A 21,218-nucleotide genomic window follows, 5' to 3' on the forward strand; every position below is an offset into this window, starting at 1 on the left:
AAACCCCTTCGGGCCCCGTCACCCTCGGTGACGGGGCCCGAAGCATTTCCATGCCCTCATGTGGGGCCGGACGTCGAGAAGGCATAGATTAGCAACCATGAGTGACCGCAGGCCCCACCGTCGCGACGATCGAGGCGGCAATTCCCGAGGCAGGAACTCGCGCAACGGCACCAAACGCTCCGCCGCAGCCACCGAGAGGTCTGACGACCCCGCCCTGCCCGATGATGTGAGCGCCGGCGATCTCGAAGCCTCGGTGCGGCGGGATCTGCTCTCGCTCGACAAGGCCAACGCGGAGAGCGTCGCCCGCCACCTCGTGATGGTGACCCGGCTTCTCGAAGAGGACCCGGCGCTGGCGTTGGAGCACGCCCGAGCCGCGCGTCGTCGCGGTGGCCGGATCGGACTCGTCCGGGAGACCGCCGGCATCGCCGCCTACAACGCGGGCGAATGGCAGGAAGCGGTGTCGGAGTTGCGCACCGCCAAGCGGATCACCGGTAGCTCGGCCCTGCTGCCGCTGATCGCGGACTCCGAGCGGGGACTCGGTCGTGCCGATCGGGCCATCGAGATCGCCCGCAGCGCCGAAGGGCGCGCGCTGACCGGCGAAGAGGCCACAGAGATGCGGATCGTAGAGGCCGGTGCCCGCATCGACCTCGGCGAACCGGAGAAGGCCCTCGTCACCCTGCAGCTGGAGAATCTGGCGGTAGGGCAGACAGGTACCGGTCCTGCGCGTCTGTTCTATGCCTATGCTTCGGCGCTGTTGGCCGCGGGGCGCCGCGCGGACGCGATCACATGGTTCATGAACGCATCCTCGGCGGACGTCGATGACGTGACCGACGCGGAGCTTCGGCTGGTCGAACTCACCGACCCGGATTTCGACGAGACCGTCGCCCCCGGATCGGGCGCGGAGGAGGAGAACCCGGCCACGTCTGAGCCTATTGCGACACCCGAACCCGCCGCCGCGTCTGAACCAACTGTCACGTCTGTGTCCGCTGTTGATGCTGTTGTGGCCGAGGAGGAAAAGGTCAGGGAGCCGGCCGACGACGTGGTTGCCGACGAGCCGGTGGCAGTTGCGGCCCCTGAGGAACTGGAAACCGCGACCGAACCACAGGTGGAGCCCGCGCCTGAACCGGAAGCGCCCACCGTCGACGAGATCCCGGAGCGCGATGGTACGGAGGTCCCGAAGGTACGTGAACCCGAGGCCGGCACGATCATGGCGTCGTACGAGGCGTTGCTGCTCGACCTCGACGGCACCGTCTTCGGCGGTCACGCGCCGATCATCGGTGCTCGCGAAACTCTCGACCGAGCCGAGATCCCGCAGTTCTTCGTGACCAACAACGCCAGTCGCCGGCCCACCGACGTGGCCGATCACCTCAACGAACTCGGCTTCGAGGCGGGACCCGAGCAGGTCGTGACGAGTGCGCAGAGTGGTGCGCAGCTGCTCGCCGAACACCTGGAACCGGGATCTCGCGCCCTTGTCGTGGGGTCGGAGGGCCTTGCGCAGGAGGTCCGCGAGGTGGGGATCGGTGTCGCCCGTAGCGCCGACGACAAGCCCGACGCGGTCATCCAAGGGTATTCAGCACACATCGGTTGGGCGGAGCTGTCGGAGGCGGCCCTCGCGATCCGGGCCGGGGCACTGTGGGTGGCCACCAACATCGATGCCACCTTGCCGTCGGAACGCGGGCTGCTGGTGGGCAACGGCTCGCTGGTCGCCGCGGTCGCCAATGCGACCGGGCAGACTCCGCTGGTCGCGGGCAAACCCGCCGCGCCGCTGATGGTCGACGCGATCCGCCGTAGCGGCGTGAACAAGCCGCTCGTGGTGGGTGACCGTCTCGACACCGACATCGAAGGGGCGCACACTGTCGGACTCGACAGCGTGCTCGTGCTCACCGGCGTCAGCACCGCCCGGGATCTCCTGGCGGCACCGCCCGAACAGCGTCCTACGTACGTGGTTGCCGACCTGCGTGGGCTGTATTTGTCGGCCGACCTGGTCCGGATCGCCCCGCACGACGGTTGGCAGATCGAGATCGACGGTGATGCGGTTTCCGTCGCGACCACGGGCGCCCCCGCGGAGAGCCTGTTGCCGGCGCTGGCGGCCGCGGTGTGGGCGTCGAGCGAAACCATCGACCACGGGGTGCTCACCGTCACCGGCGCCGACGACACGGTGGGCGCGTTGCTCGCTCAGCTCGGGCTGGCCGGTGTGGGCTAACGTGAACTCACGATGACCGAACTCCCTGACTCCTTTGCCGCAGATTCCACCGAGCACGCCGTCGTGGGCACGGTGCGTCACCTGTTGGCACAGGTTGACGAGCTGCAACAGGCCGGGAGCGACGGGTTCGACCTTGTCGGGCTCGCAAAGCAGAGCGCGCTGCTCGAACGCGCCCACGACGAACTGACTGAGGCGCTCGAAGGCGTCGAACGCCCATGAGGTGGAGCTGAATGGCCGCGCGTGCCCGACTGGACGCCGAACTCGTGCGCCGCGGCCTGGCCCGCTCGCGCGAGCAGGCGCGTGAGTTCATCGAGGCCGGCACGGTCAAGGTCAACGGGGTGGTCGCGGCCAAACCCGCCACCAATGTCGCCCGGGACACCCCGATCGTCGTCGTCGACGCGCCGTCCGACGATTGGGCCTCCCGCGGAGCGCACAAACTGGTCGGGGCCCTCGACGCGTTCGCGGACTCGGGGCTGACCGTAGCCGGCCGGCGCTGTCTCGATGCCGGGGCCTCGACGGGCGGCTTCACCGATGTGCTGTTGCGGCGTGACGCCCGTCAGGTGGTGGCCGTGGACGTCGGCTACGGCCAGCTCATCTGGCGGCTGCAGAACGACGAGCGGGTGGACGTGCACGACAGAACCAACGTGCGCAGTCTGTCGCCCGACCAGATCGGTGGCCGCGTCGACCTGGTGGTGGCCGACCTGTCGTTCATCTCCCTGTCGCTGGTGCTCGCGGCCCTCGCCGACTGCGTCGAACCGGGCGGTGACCTGTTGCCGATGGTCAAACCGCAGTTCCAGGTGGGGAAGGACCGGGTCGGTGCCGGTGGTGTGGTGCGCGATCCCGCCCTGCGGATCGAGGCGGTCGCGGAGGTTGCCGGTGACGCCGCGGCGCTCGGACTCGAGACCAGGGGCGTCGTTGCCAGCCCGTTGCCCGGACCCGCGGGGAATGTCGAGTACTTCATCTGGCTGCACAAACCGGAGACCCGCCCATCTGAGCCGGCCGATTCGGAGTCAACCCGCTCCACGTACATGTCGTCGGCGACAGATAAGGTCGATGACCGGAGCGCTCCGGTGAGCGCGCTGCCCGTCGAGCCTGAGATCATGGCCATGATCACGGCCGCGGTCGAAGCCGGTCCTCGCTGATCGAGACCCGCGCGAGGCCGCGGACCACGCCGGGCGTGGGCCGATCTTCGACGGCCGGACAGGCCGCGAGCAACCGCACGGAGCGGTGAACGGAAGGACAGCAGTGGACGGTGACAGGCGCGGTGGTAACCATCGGGAATTCCTGGTGGTCGCACACACGGGACGCGCGATCGTCACCGAAACCACGGCCGCGATCGCCCGCCACTGCGCCGCCGGTGGGGTGACGCTGCGGGTGATCGACCACGACACCCGCAGTTTCGTGCCCGGTGTCGACTTTCCGACGGGCGTCGTCGAACTCGGACCGGAACTGCCCGAAAGCTACCCGGTCGATCCCGCGGATCTGCGCGAGGCCGGGGCGGAGGTCGAGGTGACCAGCGGCGATGCGGGTGCGGCAGCCGGATGCGAGGTCGTGATCGTCCTCGGCGGCGACGGCACCTTCCTGCGGGCCGCCGAGCTGGCCTACGGCGCCGACGTCCCCGTCCTCGGGATCAACCTCGGCAGGATCGGTTTTCTCGCCGAAGCCGAGGCCAACCGCATCGACGAGGTGATGACCCAACTGGTCAATCGCGACTACCGCGTCGAGGACCGGATGACGCTCGATGTCACCCTCACCGATCCCGCACATCCGGAGCAGATCCTGGGGCAGAGCTGGGCGCTCAACGAGGTCGCGCTGCAGAACCGGACCAATCACGGCGTCCTGGAATTGGTCACCGAGGTCGACGGCCGCCCGGTATCCGCGTTCGGGGCCGACGGTGTGCTGGTTGCGACACCTACCGGATCCACCGCGTACGCGTTCTCCGCCGGTGGTCCGGTGATGTGGCCCGATCTGGAGGCGATCCTGGTGGTGCCGAACAACGCGCATGCCCTGTTCGCCCGGCCGATGGTCACCAGCCCGCGATCGCGGATCGCGCTGGAGATCGACAGCGGCGGCCGGTCCGCCATCGTCCTCTGCGACGGCCGCAGGCAGATGCAGGTTCCGCCCGGGGCACGGATCGAGATCGTGCGCAGCGCCAGATCGCTGAAGTGGGTGCGCATCGATTCCGAGCCGTTCGCGGACCGTCTGGTCACAAAGTTCAAACTGCCGGTCACCGGCTGGCGAGGGGGACGAGGATAGGCATGCTCGAAGAGCTGACCATCGAAGGCCTCGGCGTGATCGAGCGCGCGTCGGCCCGGTTGCATCCGGGATTCACCGTGCTCACCGGCGAGACCGGCGCGGGCAAGACGATGATCGTCACGAGCCTGCACCTGCTGTCGGGGGCCCGGGCCGACGCCGGCCGGGTGCGGACCGGCAGCGCCAAGGCGATCATCGAAGGTCGATTCCGACTGCCCGAGGCGGCCGGGGACGTGGTCGAGTTGGTGTCGTCGGCCGGTGGGGAGATCGACGACGACGATTCGGTGATCGCGGTGCGCACCGTCACCACCGACGGCCGATCGCGGGCGCACGTCGGCGGCCGTTCCGTGCCGGTCGGGGTGCTCGGCCAGATCACCACCAGCCTGCTCACCATTCACGGGCAGAACGACCAGCTGCGGCTGCTCAAACCCGAACATCAGCGCAGTGCGCTCGACACCTTCGCCGGTGCGCCGGCTACCAAGGCGCTCGCCGGCTACCGGTCGGCACGCGAGAGCTGGACCCGGATACTCGACGAACTCGACCAGCGGCGCAGCAACATGCGCGAACTCGCACAGGAAGCCGACCGGCTCCGGTTCGGCATCGGCGAGATCGACGCCGTGAATCCGTCGCCGGGTGAGGATTCCGACCTCACGGCCACGATCCGGCGCCTGACAGATCTGGAGATGATCCGCACCACCGCCGCGACCGCGCACGGCATCGTCGCCGACGAGGGACAGTCGGTGATCGACGGCCTCGGCCAGGTGCGGTCGTTGCTGGCGTCCTCGACCGACGAGACGCTGCGCGGTCTGCTGCCACGGGTGGCTGAGGCGCTGACCGTGGTCACCGACGTGGGAGCCGAGCTGACCGCTTTCCTGTCGGATCTGCCTACTGACGCCGATTCACTCGACCAACTGCTCACCAGGCAGGCCGAGCTGAAGTCACTGGTCCGCAAGTACGCGCCCGACATCGACGGCGTGATCGAGTGGCGGGACCAGGCGCAGGCCCGGCTCGCCGAGATCGAGGACCCGGCCGGCTCGATCGAAGAACTCGAGGCCGCGCTTGCCGCGGCCGCCGACAAGGTGGCCCAGAGCGCCACCAAGCTCACCGGGATCCGGGTCAAGGCGGCGGATTCGATGGGCAAGAAGGTATCCCGGGAACTCGCCGGACTCGCGATGGGGGAATCGGCCATCGTCGTGGCCGTGACCGCCGACAAGGCATCCGCCGACGACCGGCTCGCCGTCGACTGCGGGGGTGAACTGCTCCACGCCGGCCCCTACGGCACCGACCGGGTCGAGTTCTCTCTGGTGGCGCACCGCGACGCGCAGCCCCTGCCGATCGCCAGGTCGGCGTCGGGCGGTGAGCTGTCGCGGGTGATGCTGGCCCTGGAGGTGGTGCTGGCCGAGCCGACGAGCGGATCCATCATGGTGTTCGATGAGGTCGACGCCGGGGTCGGCGGTGCCGCGGCTGTCGAGATCGGCCGTAGACTGTCGCGCTTGGCGCGGGCGCACCAGGTGATCGTGGTGACCCACCTGCCGCAGGTGGCCGCGTTCGCCGACAACCACCTGGTCATCGGCAAGCAGGTCCGGTCGGCCGGGACGGGAAAGACCGGCAGGCCCGGCAAGGTCACCAGCACCGTGCGCACCCTCGACCGCGCCGAACGCGTGGCGGAACTGGCGCGGATGCTCGCCGGACTCGGCGACTCGGACACGGGCCGGGCGCACGCCGAGGAACTGCTCGCGACGGCTGAGGCCGAGCGGGCAGCCGACGGCGAGGGCGGGCAGGAACGCGCCGGATAGCACCCACGACATATCGGCCACAGCGCAACAGATGTTGTTGATGTGACAAAAGTTGTAGAAGTTACGGCGCGCCTCCCCGGATGACACGCCGTGCGGGGCAATCGACACGCCGTGCGGGGCAATCATTGCCCACATGAAGATGCCTGCTCTGCTCACGCGACCCACAGATGCTCTTCCTGGTGTGACCGGAATCGCCAGGATCGACACGAACACCCGGCGGCTGCTCAGCCGCGTCGGCCCCGGCGATATCGCCATCCTTGACGAGGTCGACCTCGACCGCGCCACCGCCGACCGCCTCGTCGCGGCCGGAGTCGTGGCGGTGGTCAACGCCTCCGAATCCATCAGCGGGCGTTACCCGAACCTCGGACCCGAGGTGTTGGTGGCGTCCGGGATCGTGCTGCTCGACAACACCGGTCCCGAGGTGTTCAAACGGGTCAAGGACGGCGCCAAACTCCGCGTCGACGACGACCACCTGTACATCGGCGACAAACGGCTGGCGCACGGCACCCAGCTCGATGAGACCGAGATCGCCGACATGATGATCGACGCGAAGTCGGGAATGGTCGACCACCTGGAGGCCTTCTCGGGCAACACCATTGAGTTCATCCGCAGCGAATCGCCGCTGCTGATCGACGGGGTGGGTGTCCCCGAGATCGATGTGGACCTCATGGGCCGGCACGTGGTCGTCGTCGCCGACGGACCCGACCACGCCGCGGACCTGCGCTCGCTCAAGCCGTTCATCAAGGAGTATCAACCGGTGCTCATCGGCGTCGGCGTGGGTGCCGACGCACTGGTCAAGGCGGGTTACAAGCCGGCGATCATCGTCGCCGACCCCGACGAACTCAAAACCCAGACGCTCAAGTCGGGTGCGCAATTGGTGCTCCCCGCCGACACCGACGGTCACGCACCCGGTCTGGAGCGCATTCAGGATCTCGGCATCGGTGCCACCACGTTCCCCGCGATCGGCTCGGCCGCCGACCTGGGGCTGTTGCTGGCCGACCACCACGGCGCCGACCTGATCGTCACCGCGGGCTGCGGCGGTGACCTCGACGACTTCTTCGACCGTTCGCGGCGGGAGAGCAACCCGTCGACGTTCCTGACCCGGATGAAGCTCGGCGCAAAGCTCGTCGACGCGAAAGCCGTTGCGACGCTGTACCGCAGCCGTGTGTCGGGCACCGCGATCGCGTTCGTGGTGCTGGCAGCGCTCATCGCGATCATCGCCGCCGTCGTCCTGTCCAGTGCGGGCGGCGAGGTCTGGGACTGGACCGTCGCGCAGTGGGACCAACTGGTCGAGTGGGCGCGAGGGGTCTGGAACCGCTAGCGCATGATCTCACTGCGTCAGCACGCGATCTCCCTGGTTGCGGTGTTCCTCGCACTCGCGCTCGGACTGTTCCTCGGGTCGGGTTTCGTCGGTGACCAGGTCAACTCGCTGACCGGCACCAAACGTGACCGGATCGGGGACCTCGAGGACGAACGCGACCAACTGAACGAGAAGCTCAACTCCGCCGACAGCTTCGACCGGGCGATGGCCAAACGCCTCATCACCGGGACCCTCAAAGGTCATTCGGTGCTGGTGGTGACCGTCCCGGGTGTCGTCGATTCCGACGTCGACGCGCTCAAGGAGTCGGTGTCGGCGGCGGGTGCCTCGTTCGCGGGTCAGATCCAGATCTCCGACCAGCTCGTCGGCGACACCGAGGCGGCCAAGCTGCGCTCCATCGTCGATCAGACGATCCCCGCGGGTGCCCAGCTGCGCGCCGACTTCGTCGACTCGGGGTCGCGGGTCGGTGACCTGCTGGGCACACTGACCTTGCATTCGGCCGACACCCGCGCGGTTGCGACAAGCGATTCGCGCACGGGGCTGGAGGTGCTCCGGGAAGCGGGTTTCATCAGCTACGTCGACAACGCGATCACACCGGCCGATCTGGTGCTGGTGATCTCCGGCGGCGTCTACGACAAGGATTCCGGGGCCAAGGGGCAACTGGTCGGCAGGCTCGCCGCCGCCATGGCCGCACGCGGACAGGGCGGGGCGCTCGTCGGGCGCATCGGCTCGGCGAGGGGCGGATCGCCCATCGCGATCGTGCGTTCGGATCCTGCCCTGGGCAACGCGATCTCGACCGTCGACAATGCCGACGTCCCGACCGGGCAGATCACCACGGTCCTCGCACTGGCGGAGGAGGGAAAGGCGCGCACCGGCGCGTACGGCACCGGCCCGGGTGCGGTCGCGATCACCGTCGGCGCCCGATAGCGACGGCCGTCGCACCGGTGCGATTCGCCGGTGCGGGCCGCGCCACGCCGCGCTGTCGCCGAGTGGAGCCCGGGGGTCCGTACTGGTGCTACTGTGAAGTCCCGTAGGTAAGCAGGTTTCGAGCCTGATTCATCCTGACGGGAGACGCATTGCGACCACTGCGCCACGTGCACGCAGGCACCAAACATATCTTTGTGACGGGTGGTGTCGCCTCATCACTCGGTAAGGGACTCACCGCTTCCAGCCTCGGTCAATTGCTGACCGCCCGCGGTCTGCGGGTGACGATGCAGAAACTGGACCCGTATCTCAACGTCGACCCCGGAACGATGAACCCGTTCCAGCACGGCGAGGTCTTCGTCACCGAGGACGGCGCCGAGACCGACCTCGACGTGGGCCACTACGAGCGGTTCCTCGACCGGAACCTGTCGCAGTCGGCGAATGTGACCACCGGGCAGGTATATTCGACGGTCATCGCCAAGGAACGGCGTGGCGAGTACCTCGGTGAGACGGTGCAGGTCATCCCGCACATCACCGACGAACTCAAGTCACGGGTCCTCGCGATGCGCGCCCCCGACGAGAACGGTGACGCACCCGACGTGGTGATCACCGAGATCGGCGGCACCGTCGGCGACATCGAGTCGCTGCCGTTCATCGAGGCGGCCCGCCAGATCCGGCACGACGTCGGTCGCGACAACGTGTTCTTTCTGCACGTGTCGCTGGTTCCGTACCTGGCACCGTCGGGGGAGCTCAAGACCAAACCCACCCAGCATTCGGTGGCCGCGCTGCGCAACGTCGGCATCCAGCCCGATGCGCTCATCCTGCGCTGCGACCGGGACGTTCCGGAGGGGCTCAAGGCCAAGATCGCGCTGATGTGCGACGTCGACGTCGAGGGCTGCATCTCCACACCCGACGCGCCGTCGATCTACGACATTCCCAAGGTGCTGCACGCCGAGGGCCTCGACGCCTACGTGGTGCGCAAGCTCGATCTGCCGTTCCGCGACGTCGACTGGACAGTGTGGGGCGAGCTGCTCAAGCGGGTCCACGAACCCCGGGAGACCGTGCGGATCGCGCTCGTCGGCAAGTATGTCGATCTGCCCGACGCGTACCTGTCGGTGACCGAGGCGATCCGCGCGGGCGGGTTCGCCAACCGCGCCAAGACCGAGATCAAGTGGGTGCCGTCCGACAACTGCGCCACACCGGAAGGCGCACAGGCCGCGCTCGGTGACGTCGACGGGATCCTGGTCCCGGGCGGCTTCGGTATCCGCGGCATCGAGGGCAAGCTCGGGGCCATCGCCTACAGCCGGCGCAACCGTATCCCGCTGCTGGGCCTGTGCCTGGGCCTGCAGTGCGTGGTGATCGAGGCGGCCCGTTCGGTGGGCCTCGAAGATGCCAGCTCCACCGAGTTCGACCCGGACACCAAGCATCCGGTGATCTCCACCATGGCCGATCAGGAGGAGATCGTCGCCGGCGAGGCCGATCTGGGCGGCACGATGCGTCTTGGCTCGTACCCGGCCACGCTGCTGCGCGGCACGGTCACCGCCGAGTCGTACGGAAGCCTTGACGTCACCGAACGGCACCGGCACCGTTTCGAGGTCAACAACGCCTACCGCGACAAGATCGCCGAGTCGGGTCTGGTGTTCTCGGGGACCTCGCCCGACGGTCATCTCGTGGAGTTCGTGGAGTACCCGCGATCGCAGCATCCGTTCCTGGTGGCCACGCAGGCCCATCCGGAGCTCAAGAGCCGCCCGACCCGCCCGCACCCGTTGTTCCGTTCCCTGATCGAGGCCGCCCTCAAATACAAGGCGGCAGAGCGCCTTCCGGTTGACCTGGGGGAGTACGACGCGGGCGAGCGGGAGCAGGCCGAACAGGACGCGCCCGCGACCGCATCCGGGGACGCCGACGCGTGAGCGGGCCCGGATCGCACGATTTCGTGGTGCGTGACTCGCGGACCGTCTACGACGGCGCGATCCTCGCGCTGCGCCTCGACCAGGTCCAGATGCCCGGCGGGCGTGTCGCCGAACGTGAGGTCGTCGAGCACCACGGTGCGGTCGCGGTGGTCGCGCTCGACGATGCCGGCCGGGTGGCGATGGTGCGCCAGTACCGCCACCCGATCGGTCGTCGGTTGCTGGAACTGCCCGCCGGGTTGCTCGACGGCGGCCCGGACGAGGATCCGCTGGACGCCGCACGGCGAGAGCTCGCCGAAGAGGTGGACCTGGCCGCCGACTCGTGGCGGGTGCTGGCCGACCTGGCGCTCTCGCCCGGGTTCACCGACGAGGCGCTGAGGGTGTATTTGGCGCAATCGCTGCACGCCCTGAACCCGGCGGAACGGCACGACGAAGAGGCCGACATGGCGGTCGAATGGGTCGTTCTCGATGAGGCGGTCACACGTGTCATGGCCGGTGAGATCGTCAACGCCACCGCTGTTGCCGGGATCCTGGCCGCGTCGGCGGCGATCACCAACGGCCTGGCACTGCGGGATCCGTCCGCCGACTGGATCGACCAGCCCACCGCGCTGCAATCGCGTAAGCACGGCGACGCCTGACGGCCATGAGCCTGACCGACGATGTGGGCCGCTACCTCGATCACCTGACGGTCGAGCGGGGTGCGGCGGCCAACACCGTCAGTTCCTACCGGCGCGATCTCACCCGCTATGCCGGCTACCTCACGGACAGGCGGATCGACCGGCTGCCGGACGTCACCTGCGAGGACGTGCGGGAGTTCCTCGTGGAGCTACGCCGCGGCGACTCCGAGCGTTCGGTGGCGCCGCTCGCCGACAGTTCCATCGCCCGCACGTTGGTGGCGGTCCGTGGGCTGCACAAATTCGCTGTCGCCGAGGGCTGGGTGGAGGTCGACGTCGCTCACGAGGTCACCCCGCCCCGCGCGCCCCGCAGGCTGCCCAAGTCGCTGCCCATCGATCAGGTTGCGGCGATCCTCGATGCCGTCGGCGCCGACGACACCCCGCGCTCACTGCGCGACCGGGCGCTGCTGGAATTGCTCTACAGCTGCGGGGCCCGGATCTCCGAGGCGATCGGGCTCGATATCGACGACCTCGACACCGACTCCAAGGCCGTCCGGCTGCGGGGCAAAGGCGGCAAGGAACGCATCGTGCCGATCGGCGGGCCGGCAGCCGATGCGCTCGACGCCTACCTGGTGCGGGGACGTCCGGCGCTGGCCGCGGGTTCTCGCGGGTCCGTCGGTCCCGGGGTGTTCCTCAACGCACGCGGTGGGCGGCTGTCACGGCAGAGCGCCTGGCAGGTGCTCGCGTCGGCGGCGGAGCGGGCGGGGATCGGCGAAACGGTATCGCCGCACACACTGCGGCACAGCTTCGCGACCCACCTGCTCGACGGGGGTGCCGATGTGCGGGTGGTGCAGGAGTTGCTCGGTCACGCCTCGGTCACCACCACGCAGGTGTACACGCTGGTGACGGTCAACACGATGCGCGAGGTGTATGCGACGGCACATCCCCGGGCCCGGTGATCTGTGACCGGGGATCACGACGGTTGTCGGCGATGCGCGATGATCGAACGTCGTGAACCCATTAGGCTGGGCAATCGGAACTGCCAGATCATTGATGTCTCGCCAGGCCGAGTCAACCGACGAAGGGAGCGCGGGGGACGTGACAATTGACAGCGGGGACCCGGACGGAGCCTCATCGCCGTCGGTGCCCGCACCGGAGCCGTCCGCACCCCAACCGCAACCCGAGCCGGACCCACCCACGCTCGATTCGCTCATCGCCGCCGACTCCGCGGCCACAGGTGATGCGGAGGTGACAGCCCCGGCGGAAGCGGAGGAACCCGAGGAGGTTCCGCTCGGTCCCACCGGTCGGCCGTATCGGCAGATCCCCGATCCCGCACCGCTCGACAAGCATGGTCCGGCGACGGTGATCGCGGTCTGCAACCAGAAGGGCGGCGTCGGCAAGACCACCACCACGATCAATCTGGGTGCCGCACTGGCCGAATGCGGCCGCCGGGTGCTGCTCGTCGACCTCGACCCACAGGGTGCGCTGTCCGCGGGACTCGGGGTACCCCATCACGAACTCGACGCCACCGTGCACAACCTGCTGGTACCGCCGACCATGCCGATCGACGAGGTGCTGATGCGCACCCGGGTTGAAGGGCTTGACCTGTTGCCCAGCAACATCGATCTGTCGGCGGCCGAGATCCAGTTGGTCACCGAGGTGGGCCGCGAACAGTCCCTCGCCCGGGCGTTGCATCCGGTGCTGGACCGCTACGACTTCGTGCTCATCGACTGCCAGCCGTCGCTGGGTCTGCTCACCGTCAACGCGCTGGCCTGCGCCGACAGCGTGCTGATCCCGATGGAATGCGCTTACTTCAGCCTGCGCGGGCTGGCACTGCTCAACGACACCGTCAACAAGGTGCGCGACCGCCTCAACCCCAAGCTCAAGCTCAGCGGCATCCTGGTGACGATGTTCGATTCGCGCACGCTGCATTCGCGTGAGGTGATGGAGCGGGTTGTCGAGGTGTTCGGTGATGTCGTGTTCGACAGTGTCATCAACCGGACGGTCCGGTTCCCGGAGACCAGTGTGGCCGGTGAGCCGATCATCTCATGGGCGCCCAAATCTGCAGGCGCGCTGGCATATCGGTCGCTGGCACGTGAGGTGATCGCGCGTGATGCCGGTGTCGTCTGAGGCCGCCGAGGTCGCCGACGCCGGCAGTGGCAAGCAGGGATTTCAGGTACGACTGTCCAACTTCGAGGGACCGTTCGACCTGCTGCTGAACCTGATCAGTCAGCATCGCCTCGATGTCACGGAGGTGGCGCTGCACGCGGTCACCGACGACTTCATCGCCTATACCCGCAAGCTCGGCGAAGAGCTGACGCTGGAGCAGACCACCGAGTTCCTGGTGGTGGCGGCCACGCTCCTGGATCTGAAGGCCGCGCGGCTGCTGCCGGCCGGGGAGGTCGAGGACGCCGAGGATCTGGCGCTGCTCGAAGCACGTGACCTGCTGTTCGCACGGCTGCTGCAGTACCGCGCCTACAAGCAGGTGGCCGAACTGTTTGGTGAACTCGAAGCGGCTGCGCTGCAACGCTATCCGCGGGCAGTGTCGTTGGAGGAGCGGTTCACCGGGCTGTTGCCGGAGGTCACCCTCGGCGTCGACGCCGCGCGTTTCGCCGAGATCGCCGCGGCCGGTCTGGCGCCTCGGCCCACACCGACCGTCGGACTTGGGCACCTGCACGTGCCCAAGGTGTCGGTGCCGGCGCAGGCGCGGCTGGTGATGGCGATGCTGATCGCCGACCCGGGCGCGTGGCTGAGTTTCCGGGAGATCGTGGCCAGTTGTGACAACCCGTATGAGGTGATCGGCCGGTTCCTGGGGTTGCTGGAGCTGTTCCGGGAGCGCGCGATCGCCTTCGAACAGCCGGAGGCGCTCGGCGAACTCAAGGTGAGCTGGACCGGTGAGCGCGCGCCGGACGAGGTGAATCTCAGTCGGGGAGAGGAAGACTACGAGTGAGCGACGCGGACGAAGCCGGTATTGCTGCCGAAGCAGACGGGACCGAAGTCGACGTGATTGAGGCCGACGGGACCGTCACCGAGACCTCGGGGGAGGACGCCGGGGCACTGGATCTGGGGGTCGACCTCGACGTCGTCGAGGAGGCCGAGGTGCGGCTCGACGACGCGGAGCTGCGGGCCGCGCTGGAGGCGATCCTGCTGGTGGTGGACACCCCCGCACCGACCGCGGACCTGGCCCGGGCCGTCGACGAGGACGCGGCCCGGGTGGGGCCGCTGCTGCAACAGATGTCCGCCGACTACGGGGTGGCGCGCAGCGGTTTCGACCTGCGTTTCGCCGGTGACGGCTGGCGGTTCTACAGCCGCGCCGACTACGCGCCCTACGTCGAACGGCTGCTGCTCGACGGGGCGCGGTCCAAGCTGACCCGGGCGGCGCTGGAGACGCTCGCGGTGATCGCCTACCGGCAGCCGGTCAGCCGGGCCAGGGTGAGCGCGATCCGCGGCGTGAACGTCGACGGTGTGGTCCGCACCCTGGTGGCTCGCGGGCTGATCAGCGAGGTCGGCACAGACCCCACCACGTCGGCCACCACCTACGGGACGACGGAGATGTTCCTGGAACGGCTGGGGCTGGCCTCGCTCACCGAACTGCCCGATCTGGCACCGCTGTTGCCGGACGTGGACGTGATCGATTCGCTCGACGACGAGCTGCTCACCGATCCACGATTCGCCAAACTCGATGCCAAGGGGTCACACTCGTCAGGAGAGAAAACACCGGACGACGATGTCTCGTCGCCCACAGAATGAGAGATTCACATGGCATCCGCTAGCCGAGACGGCACACCGGGCCCGCGTAAACGCGCTGGTCGTTCCACATCATCGTCCGCCGGAGGGCAACCCGCGCGTGGGGGACGCAAGTCCGGCCAGTCCAAGTCGGGCAAGGCAGGTTCGCAGCCGGCCAAGGGCGGCAAGAACTGGTCCGACGCCCCCAAACCCGCCAAGAAGACCCACCGCAAGGGAACCTCGAAGCCCGACGTCGCGTCGGGCAAGGTGCGCCTGAACAACGCCCGCCCGGCGCGTCACCAGAGTTCGGAGATCGGCGGAGACGGCGGTGCGTCGTATACGGCAGACGGTGTCCGGCTGCAGAAGGTCCTCGCGCAGGCCGGTGTCGCGTCGCGCCGTGGCGCCGAGGAACTCATCGCCGCGGGCCGGGTCAGTGTCGACGGTGAGATCGTCATCGAGCAGGGCCTGCGGATCGACCCCAACACCGCGGTCGTCCGCGTCGACGGCGCCCGCGTCATCATCGACGAGGCCAAGCAGTACCTGGCGCTGAACAAGCCGCGGGGCTGGCAGTCGACGATGGCCGACGACCAGGGTCGCCCGTGCATCGGCGACATCATCGCCGAGCGGGTGATGGCCGGTCAGCGCATGTTCCATGTCGGGCGTCTCGACGCCGACACCGAGGGGCTGCTGTTGCTCACCAACGACGGCGAGCTCGCGCACCGGCTGATGCACCCGTCGTACGAGGTGCCCAAGACGTACATGGCGACGGTGAAGGGCGAGGTGCCGCGCACCCTGGCCCGCACCCTGCGCGCCGGTGTCGAACTCGACGACGGGCCCGTGAAGGTTGATTCGTTCACCATCGTCGACGTCAACAACGGGGCGTCGCTGGTGGAGATCGTGCTACACGAGGGCCGCAACCGCATCGTCCGCCGCCTCATGGAGCAGGTCGGATTCCCGGTGCGCCGACTGCTGCGCACCCATGTCGGTGAGGTCGCGCTCGGCGACCAGCGTCCCGGCAGCCTGCGGGTTCTCGGCCGCGACGAGATCGGCGGCCTGTACAAGGCGGTCGGCCTGTGAGCGCCGCCCAGGAGAGCCCGGTCGACGGTCTGGCGACCGGATCGACCCGGGTCGTCGCCATCGACGGCCCGGCCGGCACCGGAAAGTCCACGGTGTCCAAGCTTCTCGCCAACGAGGTGGGTGCGCAGTGCCTCGACACCGGTGCGATGTACCGGGCGGTCACCCTCGCGGTACTCGATCGTGGTGTGGCGCTCGATGATCCGGCGGCGATCGCGGCGGTCATGGGCGATGTCGACGTCGATGTGATCGTCGACGCTGATGGGACCAACCGGGTGTTCCTCAGCGGCACGGACGTCTCGGACCGGATCCGCACCGCAGAGGTATCCGCGGCGGTGTCCGCGGTGTCCGCGGTGCCGGAGGTGCGTACCAAACTGGTTGCGCTGCAACGGAAGGTGTCACAGGGTCGGTTCGTGGTGATCGAGGGTCGTGACGTGGGAACCGTGGTGTTCCCGGACGCCGGACTGAAGGTGTTTCTCACCGCCACCGCCGATGCGCGTGCCCAGCGGCGGCACCTGCAGAACCTGGACCTCGGGCAGCCCAGCGATTACGACGAGGTGCTGGCGTCGGTCAACCGGCGCGACCATCTCGACTCGACCCGCGCGGTGTCTCCGCTGCGGGCGGCCGACGACGCGGTCCTGGTGGACACCAGCGACCTCACCCTCGACCAGGTGCTCGACGAACTGACCCGCCTGGTTCAACAGCGGATCGGAGCTCAGCAGTGACCGACAACCTCGACACCGATCTCCCCATCGCGGGAGACGGCACTTGGTCGGACGAAAGTGATTGGAACCTAAGCGAATTCGTCGACGCAGCGGAGCCCGGCGTCGGCGGTCCGGTGCCGGTCGTCGCCATCGTGGGACGCCCCAACGTCGGCAAGTCGACGCTGGTGAACCGTATCCTCGGGCGGCGTGAAGCCGTCGTCGAGGATATCCCCGGCGTCACCCGTGACCGGGTGTCGTACGCGGCGAGCTGGTCGGGTAAACGGTTCACCGTCGTCGACACCGGCGGCTGGGAACCGGACGCCAAGGGCCTGCAGCAGGCCGTGGCCGCGCAGGCCGAGCTCGCGATGAAGACCGCCGACGCGATCGTCGTCGTGGTCGATGCCACGGTCGGTGCCACCGCCACCGACGAGGCCGTCGCCAAGGTGCTGCGCCGATCCAAGACGCCGGTCATCCTGGTGGCCAACAAGATCGACAGCGAACGGCAGGAAGCCGAAGCCGCCGCGCTGTGGTCGCTGGGGCTGGGGGAGCCGCATCCGGTGTCCGCCGCGCACGGCCGCGGCGCAGGTGACATCCTCGACAAGATCCTCGAGGTGCTGCCCGAAACCCCGCGCGAGGGAACGGCTTTGGGTGGTCCGCGACGCATCGCGCTCGTCGGTAAACCCAACGTGGGTAAGAGCTCGCTGCTGAACAAACTCGCAGGATCCGAGCGTTCGGTGGTCGACAATGTGGCCGGCACCACCGTCGACCCGGTGGATGAGCTCATCGAACTGGGCGGCAAGACATGGCAATTCATCGACACCGCCGGTCTGCGCCGCAAGGTGCGCACCGCGTCCGGTCATGAGTACTACGCGTCGCTGCGTACCCGCTCGGCGCTTGACGCGGCAGAGGTCGCGATCCTGCTGATCGATGCGTCCGAGCCGATCACCGAGCAGGATCTGCGGGTGCTGTCGATGATCATCGAGAGCGGCCGCGCCCTGGTCATCGCGTTCAACAAGTGGGACCTCGTCGACGAGGACCGGCGCTATCAGCTCGACAAGGAGATCGACCGCGAACTCGCCCGGGTGCCGTGGGCGCGTCGGGTGAACATCTCCGCGAGCACCGGCCGCGCCGTGCAGAAGCTAGTCCCGGCGATCGAGGGTGCGCTCGAGTCGTGGGACAAGCGGGTATCGACCGGTCAGCTCAACAACTGGCTCAAGGACGTCATCGCCGCCACCCCGCCGCCGTTGCGTGGTGGCCGCCAGCCGCGCGTGCTGTTCGCCACCCAGGCCGCGACCCGACCGCCGACGTTCGTACTCTTCACCACCGGCTTCTTGGAGGCCGGCTACCGCCGCTTCCTGGAGCGCCGTCTGCGTGAGGAGTTCAACTTCGACGGCTCACCGGTGCGGATCAATGTCCGCGTCCGCGACAAGCGCGAACAGCGCCGCAAGAAGTAGCTCATGGATTCCAGGGACCCGAACGGGGGCGTCGATGATGGCTGACAACGGCCCGAGAGTTCGCCGTCCAGAACGTCCAGGAGAGTGCGGACCGGATCCTCACCGACATCGACGCGGACCGTCGGTGAGGAGTCTGGCCGAAGGCTCTGACCAGGCGATTAGTCGTTTGCCGGGGTGGTGGGCTAAGGTCTTAAAGGCCTCGTGAGAACGATGGCAACGGGCTGTGGCGCAGCTTGGTAGCGCACCTGACTGGGGGTCAGGTGGTCGCAGGTTCAAATCCTGTCAGCCCGACGTTATGACCAGCACTAATATGCTGGTCATCGTCGTTTGTGCCAGACATATGCTATGTCTGAGGATGTCGAATCGCCGATCCCTGGGAACGTGCTCGTGGAGGCACTCGGGCGGACCGACCATCTCACCGTCGAGCAAGCCGCGATGATTGACGAGATCCCGGCTTCCCTCGAAGCCGAGGGCGTCGATACCAAGGCGCAGTGTTTTCGAGAACCCGGCGGAATGGGGGTTCGGCCCCGATATCATCGCACTGTTCGTCGTTGGCGGCGATGTAGGGGGCGGGGCGTGGGCGGTGGCAGCAAGGCCGCTGTTTGAGTGGGTGAGCGGGTGTACCTGGCGGTACCGCGAGGTGAGCGGCGGCGATCTCGAGGATGATGAGAACCATCCGTCTGGGTGTGACGATCTACTGCCCCAAAGGGGCTGTGCTCCGCACTATCGAGGTGCGCCACAACGGTGTTAACGATCCGCATTGCGAGGCTGCCTGCAACGAGGACGAGTAGCGCCGTCGCAGCACAGGCGTATCGCCCGCGCCATTCTCCGAGCTGATCGAACCTGGAAACGCTGCCTACTTCGAATCGTCGGCGGAGACGTCGCCAGATGATTTCCCCACCTTCCGGGTTCTTCAATGTCGTAGGCTCCTCGTATCCTCCAAGAATGCCTCGTGAGCGGACATACTCGGACCAAGCACTCGCCAGGGCGATAGGTAACTCTTCATCGTGGCGAGGTGTGATGCGCGAGTTGGGCTTGACCGCTACGTCGTCGGGAGCCATCCGGTCGGTTCGTTCGCACGCAGACTCGCTGGGTATTGACCATGGGCACTTTCGTGGTCAACGACGTTGGACGGAATCAGAGTTGCGCACAGCGGTTGCGCGCGCTGACAGTTGGGTTGCCGTGGCTGAAGTGCTCGGGCTTGAGGTAGGGCCACAGCTTAGTGCGGCCAAAGGCCATGCGATGCGGCTTGGTATCGATGTCTCTCATTTGATCGAGTGCGTCAGTCGCGACGAAAATTTGCCAGTTCCGGACATAGCTCGCTTGAGCCGGGCGGGGCCAATGATGGCTGCAGCGTGGTTCACGCTCATCGGGTGTGACGTGTCCTGGCCTCTTGAGCCATGCCGCTACGACCTGCTCGTATTGCGGGACGGAAGTGTGCGACGGGTGCAGGTAAGAACTAGTACCGCAAGACAAAGGGATTCTTGGAAGGTTTATATATCGACATCCGGACGCGAGCGGCAGCCATACGAACCCGGTGAGATTGACGAATTTTTCATCATTGATGGTGGGCTCCGCTACTACCTTATTCCCTACAGCGTTGTCGGAGGCCTGCAGGCGATTCACATGAGTAATTATTCGTCGTACGCTGTTAAGCGGGACCCGATATAGTCATTTTCGTTTCGGCTGATCCTGCAATCCTCGGTGATTATGCGGGCTTCGAGCAACGAGTCGAAGGTAAGTCCCCTGGAGGGCTCACCTCATGGCTACCGAAGCTCCGCGTAAACTGCCACCGGCAATGGCTTGCGTCTACCTCTGCCAAATGTGACGCATCTCCGTTCATAGAGTGACGCGGTAGACCATCGGTGTCGCAGCAGCAACGGCATCAGTCGCGGCGTAGAGGGCGAGACACGGGGGTTCGAGCGCCATCGTTACGACTGCGAGTTCCCAGCCATCGGCCTCGCGTGCGGATCGGTACTCATTTGCGGTGAGCAGCACCGTCGGCGTGACGCCCGAGACCCCCTTAACCTCAACGCGGCGGATGTCGCCGTCGTTGCCGACGCAGGTCAGGTCCCAGCCAAGATTCTTGCTTCCGACATCCGTGATGTCGTAGCCGCGGGCCTCCAGGTAGTCGGTCACTGTTCCAACCGCAGCGGCTTCAACGAGGCGATTGCTATCCGGGTCGCCGAAGCCCGCGCCCGCCGCACTGACGGTGTGGCTTGCCTCCACGTCGGGCTCTACTTCGGTCTCGGGTACCGGCGATCGTTCGTCGCCGAATGTGGACTCGCCGTCGGCGTCCAGATCGATGGTGACAAGAGGGCAGTCATCATCGCTGAATCTGGCGCTGCCCGTCTCGTTCCACCAGGCGTTCAGGCGCCGGCCGTTTTCCGTACGTTGCCGCCTGGCCCGGGCACTCGATGCCGTCGACATTCGCCACAGTGCCTTTGATCGGCTTGACCACCCCCACACGCCCATCCTTGACTGCGTAGTACCTCGGGATCCACAGACCCTTGACCTTCTCGGCAATCACTCCCTGGCGCGCGGCGATGTTGACTTTCCGTGCGATACGGCGCTCCCTGACACCGTCGCGGAGTTCCACCCAATACTCGGCAAGCGCGTCGACGTCGTCACTCTGTGCCTCAGGAATCGCGTGATTCCAGCAGAAATGCCGTGGGGAGTTCCATAGGCCGTAATGCCGCTTGAGATCGACGGGGTCCTGGAAGCTGCTCGTAGTTGCCACGGATCTCACTCTTTCACGGACGTGCGACAACGCTCATTCGCATCGACCGTCCGAATCCCACCCGAAACGGACCAGGCCGGGCCGAGGTTTCCGTCATCGATCTGAGAGGCTGGGTAGGTGGAGATCCGGGCACTGACCAATTCTGCGATCGGGGAAGTACTGCGCAGTGACAAGCTGGTGCTCGTCGACTTCTGGGCCGGCTGGTGTGGGCGGTACACCCGGTTCGCGCCGGTCCTGGAGGCGTTCGCCGCCGCGCACGGTGAGAAGGTCGACGTGCGGACCGTCAACGCCGATCATGAGGCGGGGTTGGTCACCACGTACGGCATCTCCTCGCTGCCCACGCTGTTGCTGTTCTCCGGAGGTCGCGTCGCCGCCACCGTCCGGAACCCCGCCACCCTGAGCGACCTCGAAGAGCAACTCGCCGACCACCTGTAGCCACTGCGCTGCGCGCTCCGACAGGCCGGGCCGGGGCGTCATTCGGCTGTCGGACGGCGGCCGTATCCCG

The 21,218-nt window shown here is 67.4% G+C and carries 19 protein-coding genes and 1 tRNA gene; 18 read left to right on the top strand and 2 right to left on the bottom strand.

What is annotated here, in order from left to right; all coding sequences use genetic code 11:
• Positions 1 to 97: 97 nt before the first annotated feature.
• The 17 genes from GOAMR_RS03600 to GOAMR_RS03680 all read left to right on the top strand — a co-directional run bounded on the left by GOAMR_RS03600 (position 98) and on the right by GOAMR_RS03680 (position 18,264).
• Positions 98 to 2,203: an HAD-IIA family hydrolase gene (locus tag GOAMR_RS03600; RefSeq protein ID WP_005182842.1), complete on the top strand. Its 2,106-nt coding sequence runs from the start codon at positions 98 to 100 to the stop codon at positions 2,201 to 2,203.
• A gap of 12 nt (positions 2,204 to 2,215) precedes the next feature.
• Positions 2,216 to 2,422, top strand: coding sequence for a hypothetical protein (locus GOAMR_RS03605; RefSeq protein WP_005182844.1), 207 nt, complete (start codon positions 2,216 to 2,218; stop codon positions 2,420 to 2,422).
• 11 nt (positions 2,423 to 2,433) lie between these two features.
• Complete coding sequence (locus GOAMR_RS03610) at positions 2,434 to 3,345, top strand: TlyA family RNA methyltransferase (protein ID WP_005182847.1); 912 nt, start codon at positions 2,434 to 2,436, stop codon at positions 3,343 to 3,345.
• 103 nt (positions 3,346 to 3,448) lie between these two features.
• A complete protein-coding gene (locus GOAMR_RS03615) occupies positions 3,449 to 4,459 on the top strand; it encodes an NAD kinase (RefSeq protein ID WP_005182849.1) in 1,011 nt (336 codons plus the stop codon).
• Positions 4,460 to 4,461: 2 nt separating this feature from the next.
• On the top strand, positions 4,462 to 6,252 hold the full coding sequence (recN, locus tag GOAMR_RS03620; protein ID WP_005182851.1) for a DNA repair protein RecN: 1,791 nt from the start codon (positions 4,462 to 4,464) through the stop codon (positions 6,250 to 6,252).
• Between the two features lie 139 nt (positions 6,253 to 6,391).
• Positions 6,392 to 7,573: a putative cytokinetic ring protein SteA gene (steA, locus tag GOAMR_RS03625; RefSeq protein ID WP_170319106.1), complete on the top strand. Its 1,182-nt coding sequence runs from the start codon at positions 6,392 to 6,394 to the stop codon at positions 7,571 to 7,573.
• 3 nt (positions 7,574 to 7,576) lie between these two features.
• Complete coding sequence (locus tag GOAMR_RS03630) at positions 7,577 to 8,497, top strand: copper transporter (protein WP_005182854.1); 921 nt, start codon at positions 7,577 to 7,579, stop codon at positions 8,495 to 8,497.
• A 149-nt stretch (positions 8,498 to 8,646) separates the two neighbouring features.
• On the top strand, positions 8,647 to 10,404 hold the full coding sequence (gene pyrG, locus GOAMR_RS03635) for a CTP synthase (protein WP_005182855.1): 1,758 nt from the start codon (positions 8,647 to 8,649) through the stop codon (positions 10,402 to 10,404).
• Positions 10,401 to 11,039 (top strand): NUDIX domain-containing protein, encoded by a 639-nt coding sequence (locus tag GOAMR_RS03640; protein ID WP_005182856.1) that lies wholly within the window; start codon positions 10,401 to 10,403, stop codon positions 11,037 to 11,039. Before pyrG ends, GOAMR_RS03640 begins: the two co-directional genes overlap by 4 nt.
• 5 nt (positions 11,040 to 11,044) lie before the next feature.
• The gene (gene xerD, locus GOAMR_RS03645) at positions 11,045 to 11,974 is read left to right on the top strand and encodes a site-specific tyrosine recombinase XerD (RefSeq protein ID WP_005182857.1); all 930 of its coding nucleotides are present in this window, start codon (positions 11,045 to 11,047) and stop codon (positions 11,972 to 11,974) included.
• Positions 11,975 to 12,113: 139 nt separating this feature from the next.
• On the top strand, positions 12,114 to 13,145 hold the full coding sequence (locus GOAMR_RS03650; protein ID WP_005182858.1) for a ParA family protein: 1,032 nt from the start codon (positions 12,114 to 12,116) through the stop codon (positions 13,143 to 13,145).
• Positions 13,129 to 13,965 carry a segregation and condensation protein A gene (locus tag GOAMR_RS03655; protein WP_005182859.1) on the top strand — a complete coding sequence of 279 codons (837 nt, stop codon included), beginning with the start codon at positions 13,129 to 13,131 and terminating at the stop codon, positions 13,963 to 13,965. The genes GOAMR_RS03650 and GOAMR_RS03655 overlap by 17 nt, the downstream gene beginning before the upstream one ends.
• Positions 13,962 to 14,765, top strand: coding sequence for an SMC-Scp complex subunit ScpB (scpB, locus tag GOAMR_RS03660; RefSeq protein ID WP_005182860.1), 804 nt, complete (start codon positions 13,962 to 13,964; stop codon positions 14,763 to 14,765). Before GOAMR_RS03655 ends, scpB begins: the two co-directional genes overlap by 4 nt.
• A 9-nt stretch (positions 14,766 to 14,774) precedes the next feature.
• On the top strand, positions 14,775 to 15,818 hold the full coding sequence (locus GOAMR_RS03665; RefSeq protein ID WP_005182861.1) for a pseudouridine synthase: 1,044 nt from the start codon (positions 14,775 to 14,777) through the stop codon (positions 15,816 to 15,818).
• A gap of 29 nt (positions 15,819 to 15,847) precedes the next feature.
• The gene (gene cmk, locus GOAMR_RS03670) at positions 15,848 to 16,540 is read left to right on the top strand and encodes a (d)CMP kinase (RefSeq protein WP_040514289.1); all 693 of its coding nucleotides are present in this window, start codon (positions 15,848 to 15,850) and stop codon (positions 16,538 to 16,540) included.
• Complete coding sequence (gene der / locus GOAMR_RS03675) at positions 16,537 to 17,973, top strand: ribosome biogenesis GTPase Der (protein WP_005182870.1); 1,437 nt, start codon at positions 16,537 to 16,539, stop codon at positions 17,971 to 17,973. The genes cmk and der overlap by 4 nt, the downstream gene beginning before the upstream one ends.
• Positions 17,974 to 18,190: 217 nt before the next feature.
• A tRNA-Pro gene (locus GOAMR_RS03680) sits at positions 18,191 to 18,264 on the top strand.
• Positions 18,265 to 19,812: 1,548 nt separating this feature from the next.
• Here the strand turns inward: GOAMR_RS03680 and GOAMR_RS24005 are convergent.
• Entirely contained in the window at positions 19,813 to 20,403 is a 591-nt protein-coding gene (locus GOAMR_RS24005; RefSeq protein ID WP_005182873.1) for a protein NO VEIN domain-containing protein, read from the bottom strand.
• Entirely contained in the window at positions 20,300 to 20,713 is a 414-nt protein-coding gene (locus tag GOAMR_RS25030) for a hypothetical protein (RefSeq protein WP_040514279.1), read from the bottom strand. The genes GOAMR_RS24005 and GOAMR_RS25030 overlap by 104 nt, the downstream gene beginning before the upstream one ends.
• A gap of 117 nt (positions 20,714 to 20,830) precedes the next feature.
• On the opposite strand from GOAMR_RS25030, the gene GOAMR_RS03695 reads away from it, so the two are divergent.
• Positions 20,831 to 21,148: a thioredoxin family protein gene (locus tag GOAMR_RS03695; RefSeq protein WP_005182874.1), complete on the top strand. Its 318-nt coding sequence runs from the start codon at positions 20,831 to 20,833 to the stop codon at positions 21,146 to 21,148.
• Positions 21,149 to 21,218: the final 70 nt, after the last annotated feature.

Source organism: Gordonia amarae NBRC 15530, assembly GCF_000241345.1.
GTDB classification, from domain to species: Bacteria; Actinomycetota; Actinomycetes; order Mycobacteriales; family Mycobacteriaceae; genus Gordonia; species Gordonia amarae.

Bases quoted from the DNA above. Each gene is read 5' to 3' on its own strand.
- GOAMR_RS03600 (WP_005182842.1), top strand. From the start codon at position 98: ATGAGTGACCGCAGGCCCCACCGTCGCGACGATCGAGGCGGCAATTCC.
- recN (WP_005182851.1), top strand. From the start codon at position 4,462: ATGCTCGAAGAGCTGACCATCGAAGGCCTCGGCGTGATCGAGCGCGCG.
- GOAMR_RS24005 (WP_005182873.1), bottom strand. From the start codon at position 20,403: ATGTCGACGGCATCGAGTGCCCGGGCCAGGCGGCAACGTACGGAAAAC.
- GOAMR_RS03665 (WP_005182861.1), top strand. From the start codon at position 14,775: ATGGCATCCGCTAGCCGAGACGGCACACCGGGCCCGCGTAAACGCGCT.
- GOAMR_RS03610 (WP_005182847.1), top strand. From the start codon at position 2,434: ATGGCCGCGCGTGCCCGACTGGACGCCGAACTCGTGCGCCGCGGCCTG.
- GOAMR_RS03605 (WP_005182844.1), top strand. From the start codon at position 2,216: ATGACCGAACTCCCTGACTCCTTTGCCGCAGATTCCACCGAGCACGCC.
- steA (WP_170319106.1), top strand. From the start codon at position 6,392: ATGCCTGCTCTGCTCACGCGACCCACAGATGCTCTTCCTGGTGTGACC.
- GOAMR_RS03630 (WP_005182854.1), top strand. From the start codon at position 7,577: ATGATCTCACTGCGTCAGCACGCGATCTCCCTGGTTGCGGTGTTCCTC.
- GOAMR_RS03655 (WP_005182859.1), top strand. From the start codon at position 13,129: ATGCCGGTGTCGTCTGAGGCCGCCGAGGTCGCCGACGCCGGCAGTGGC.
- xerD (WP_005182857.1), top strand. From the start codon at position 11,045: ATGAGCCTGACCGACGATGTGGGCCGCTACCTCGATCACCTGACGGTC.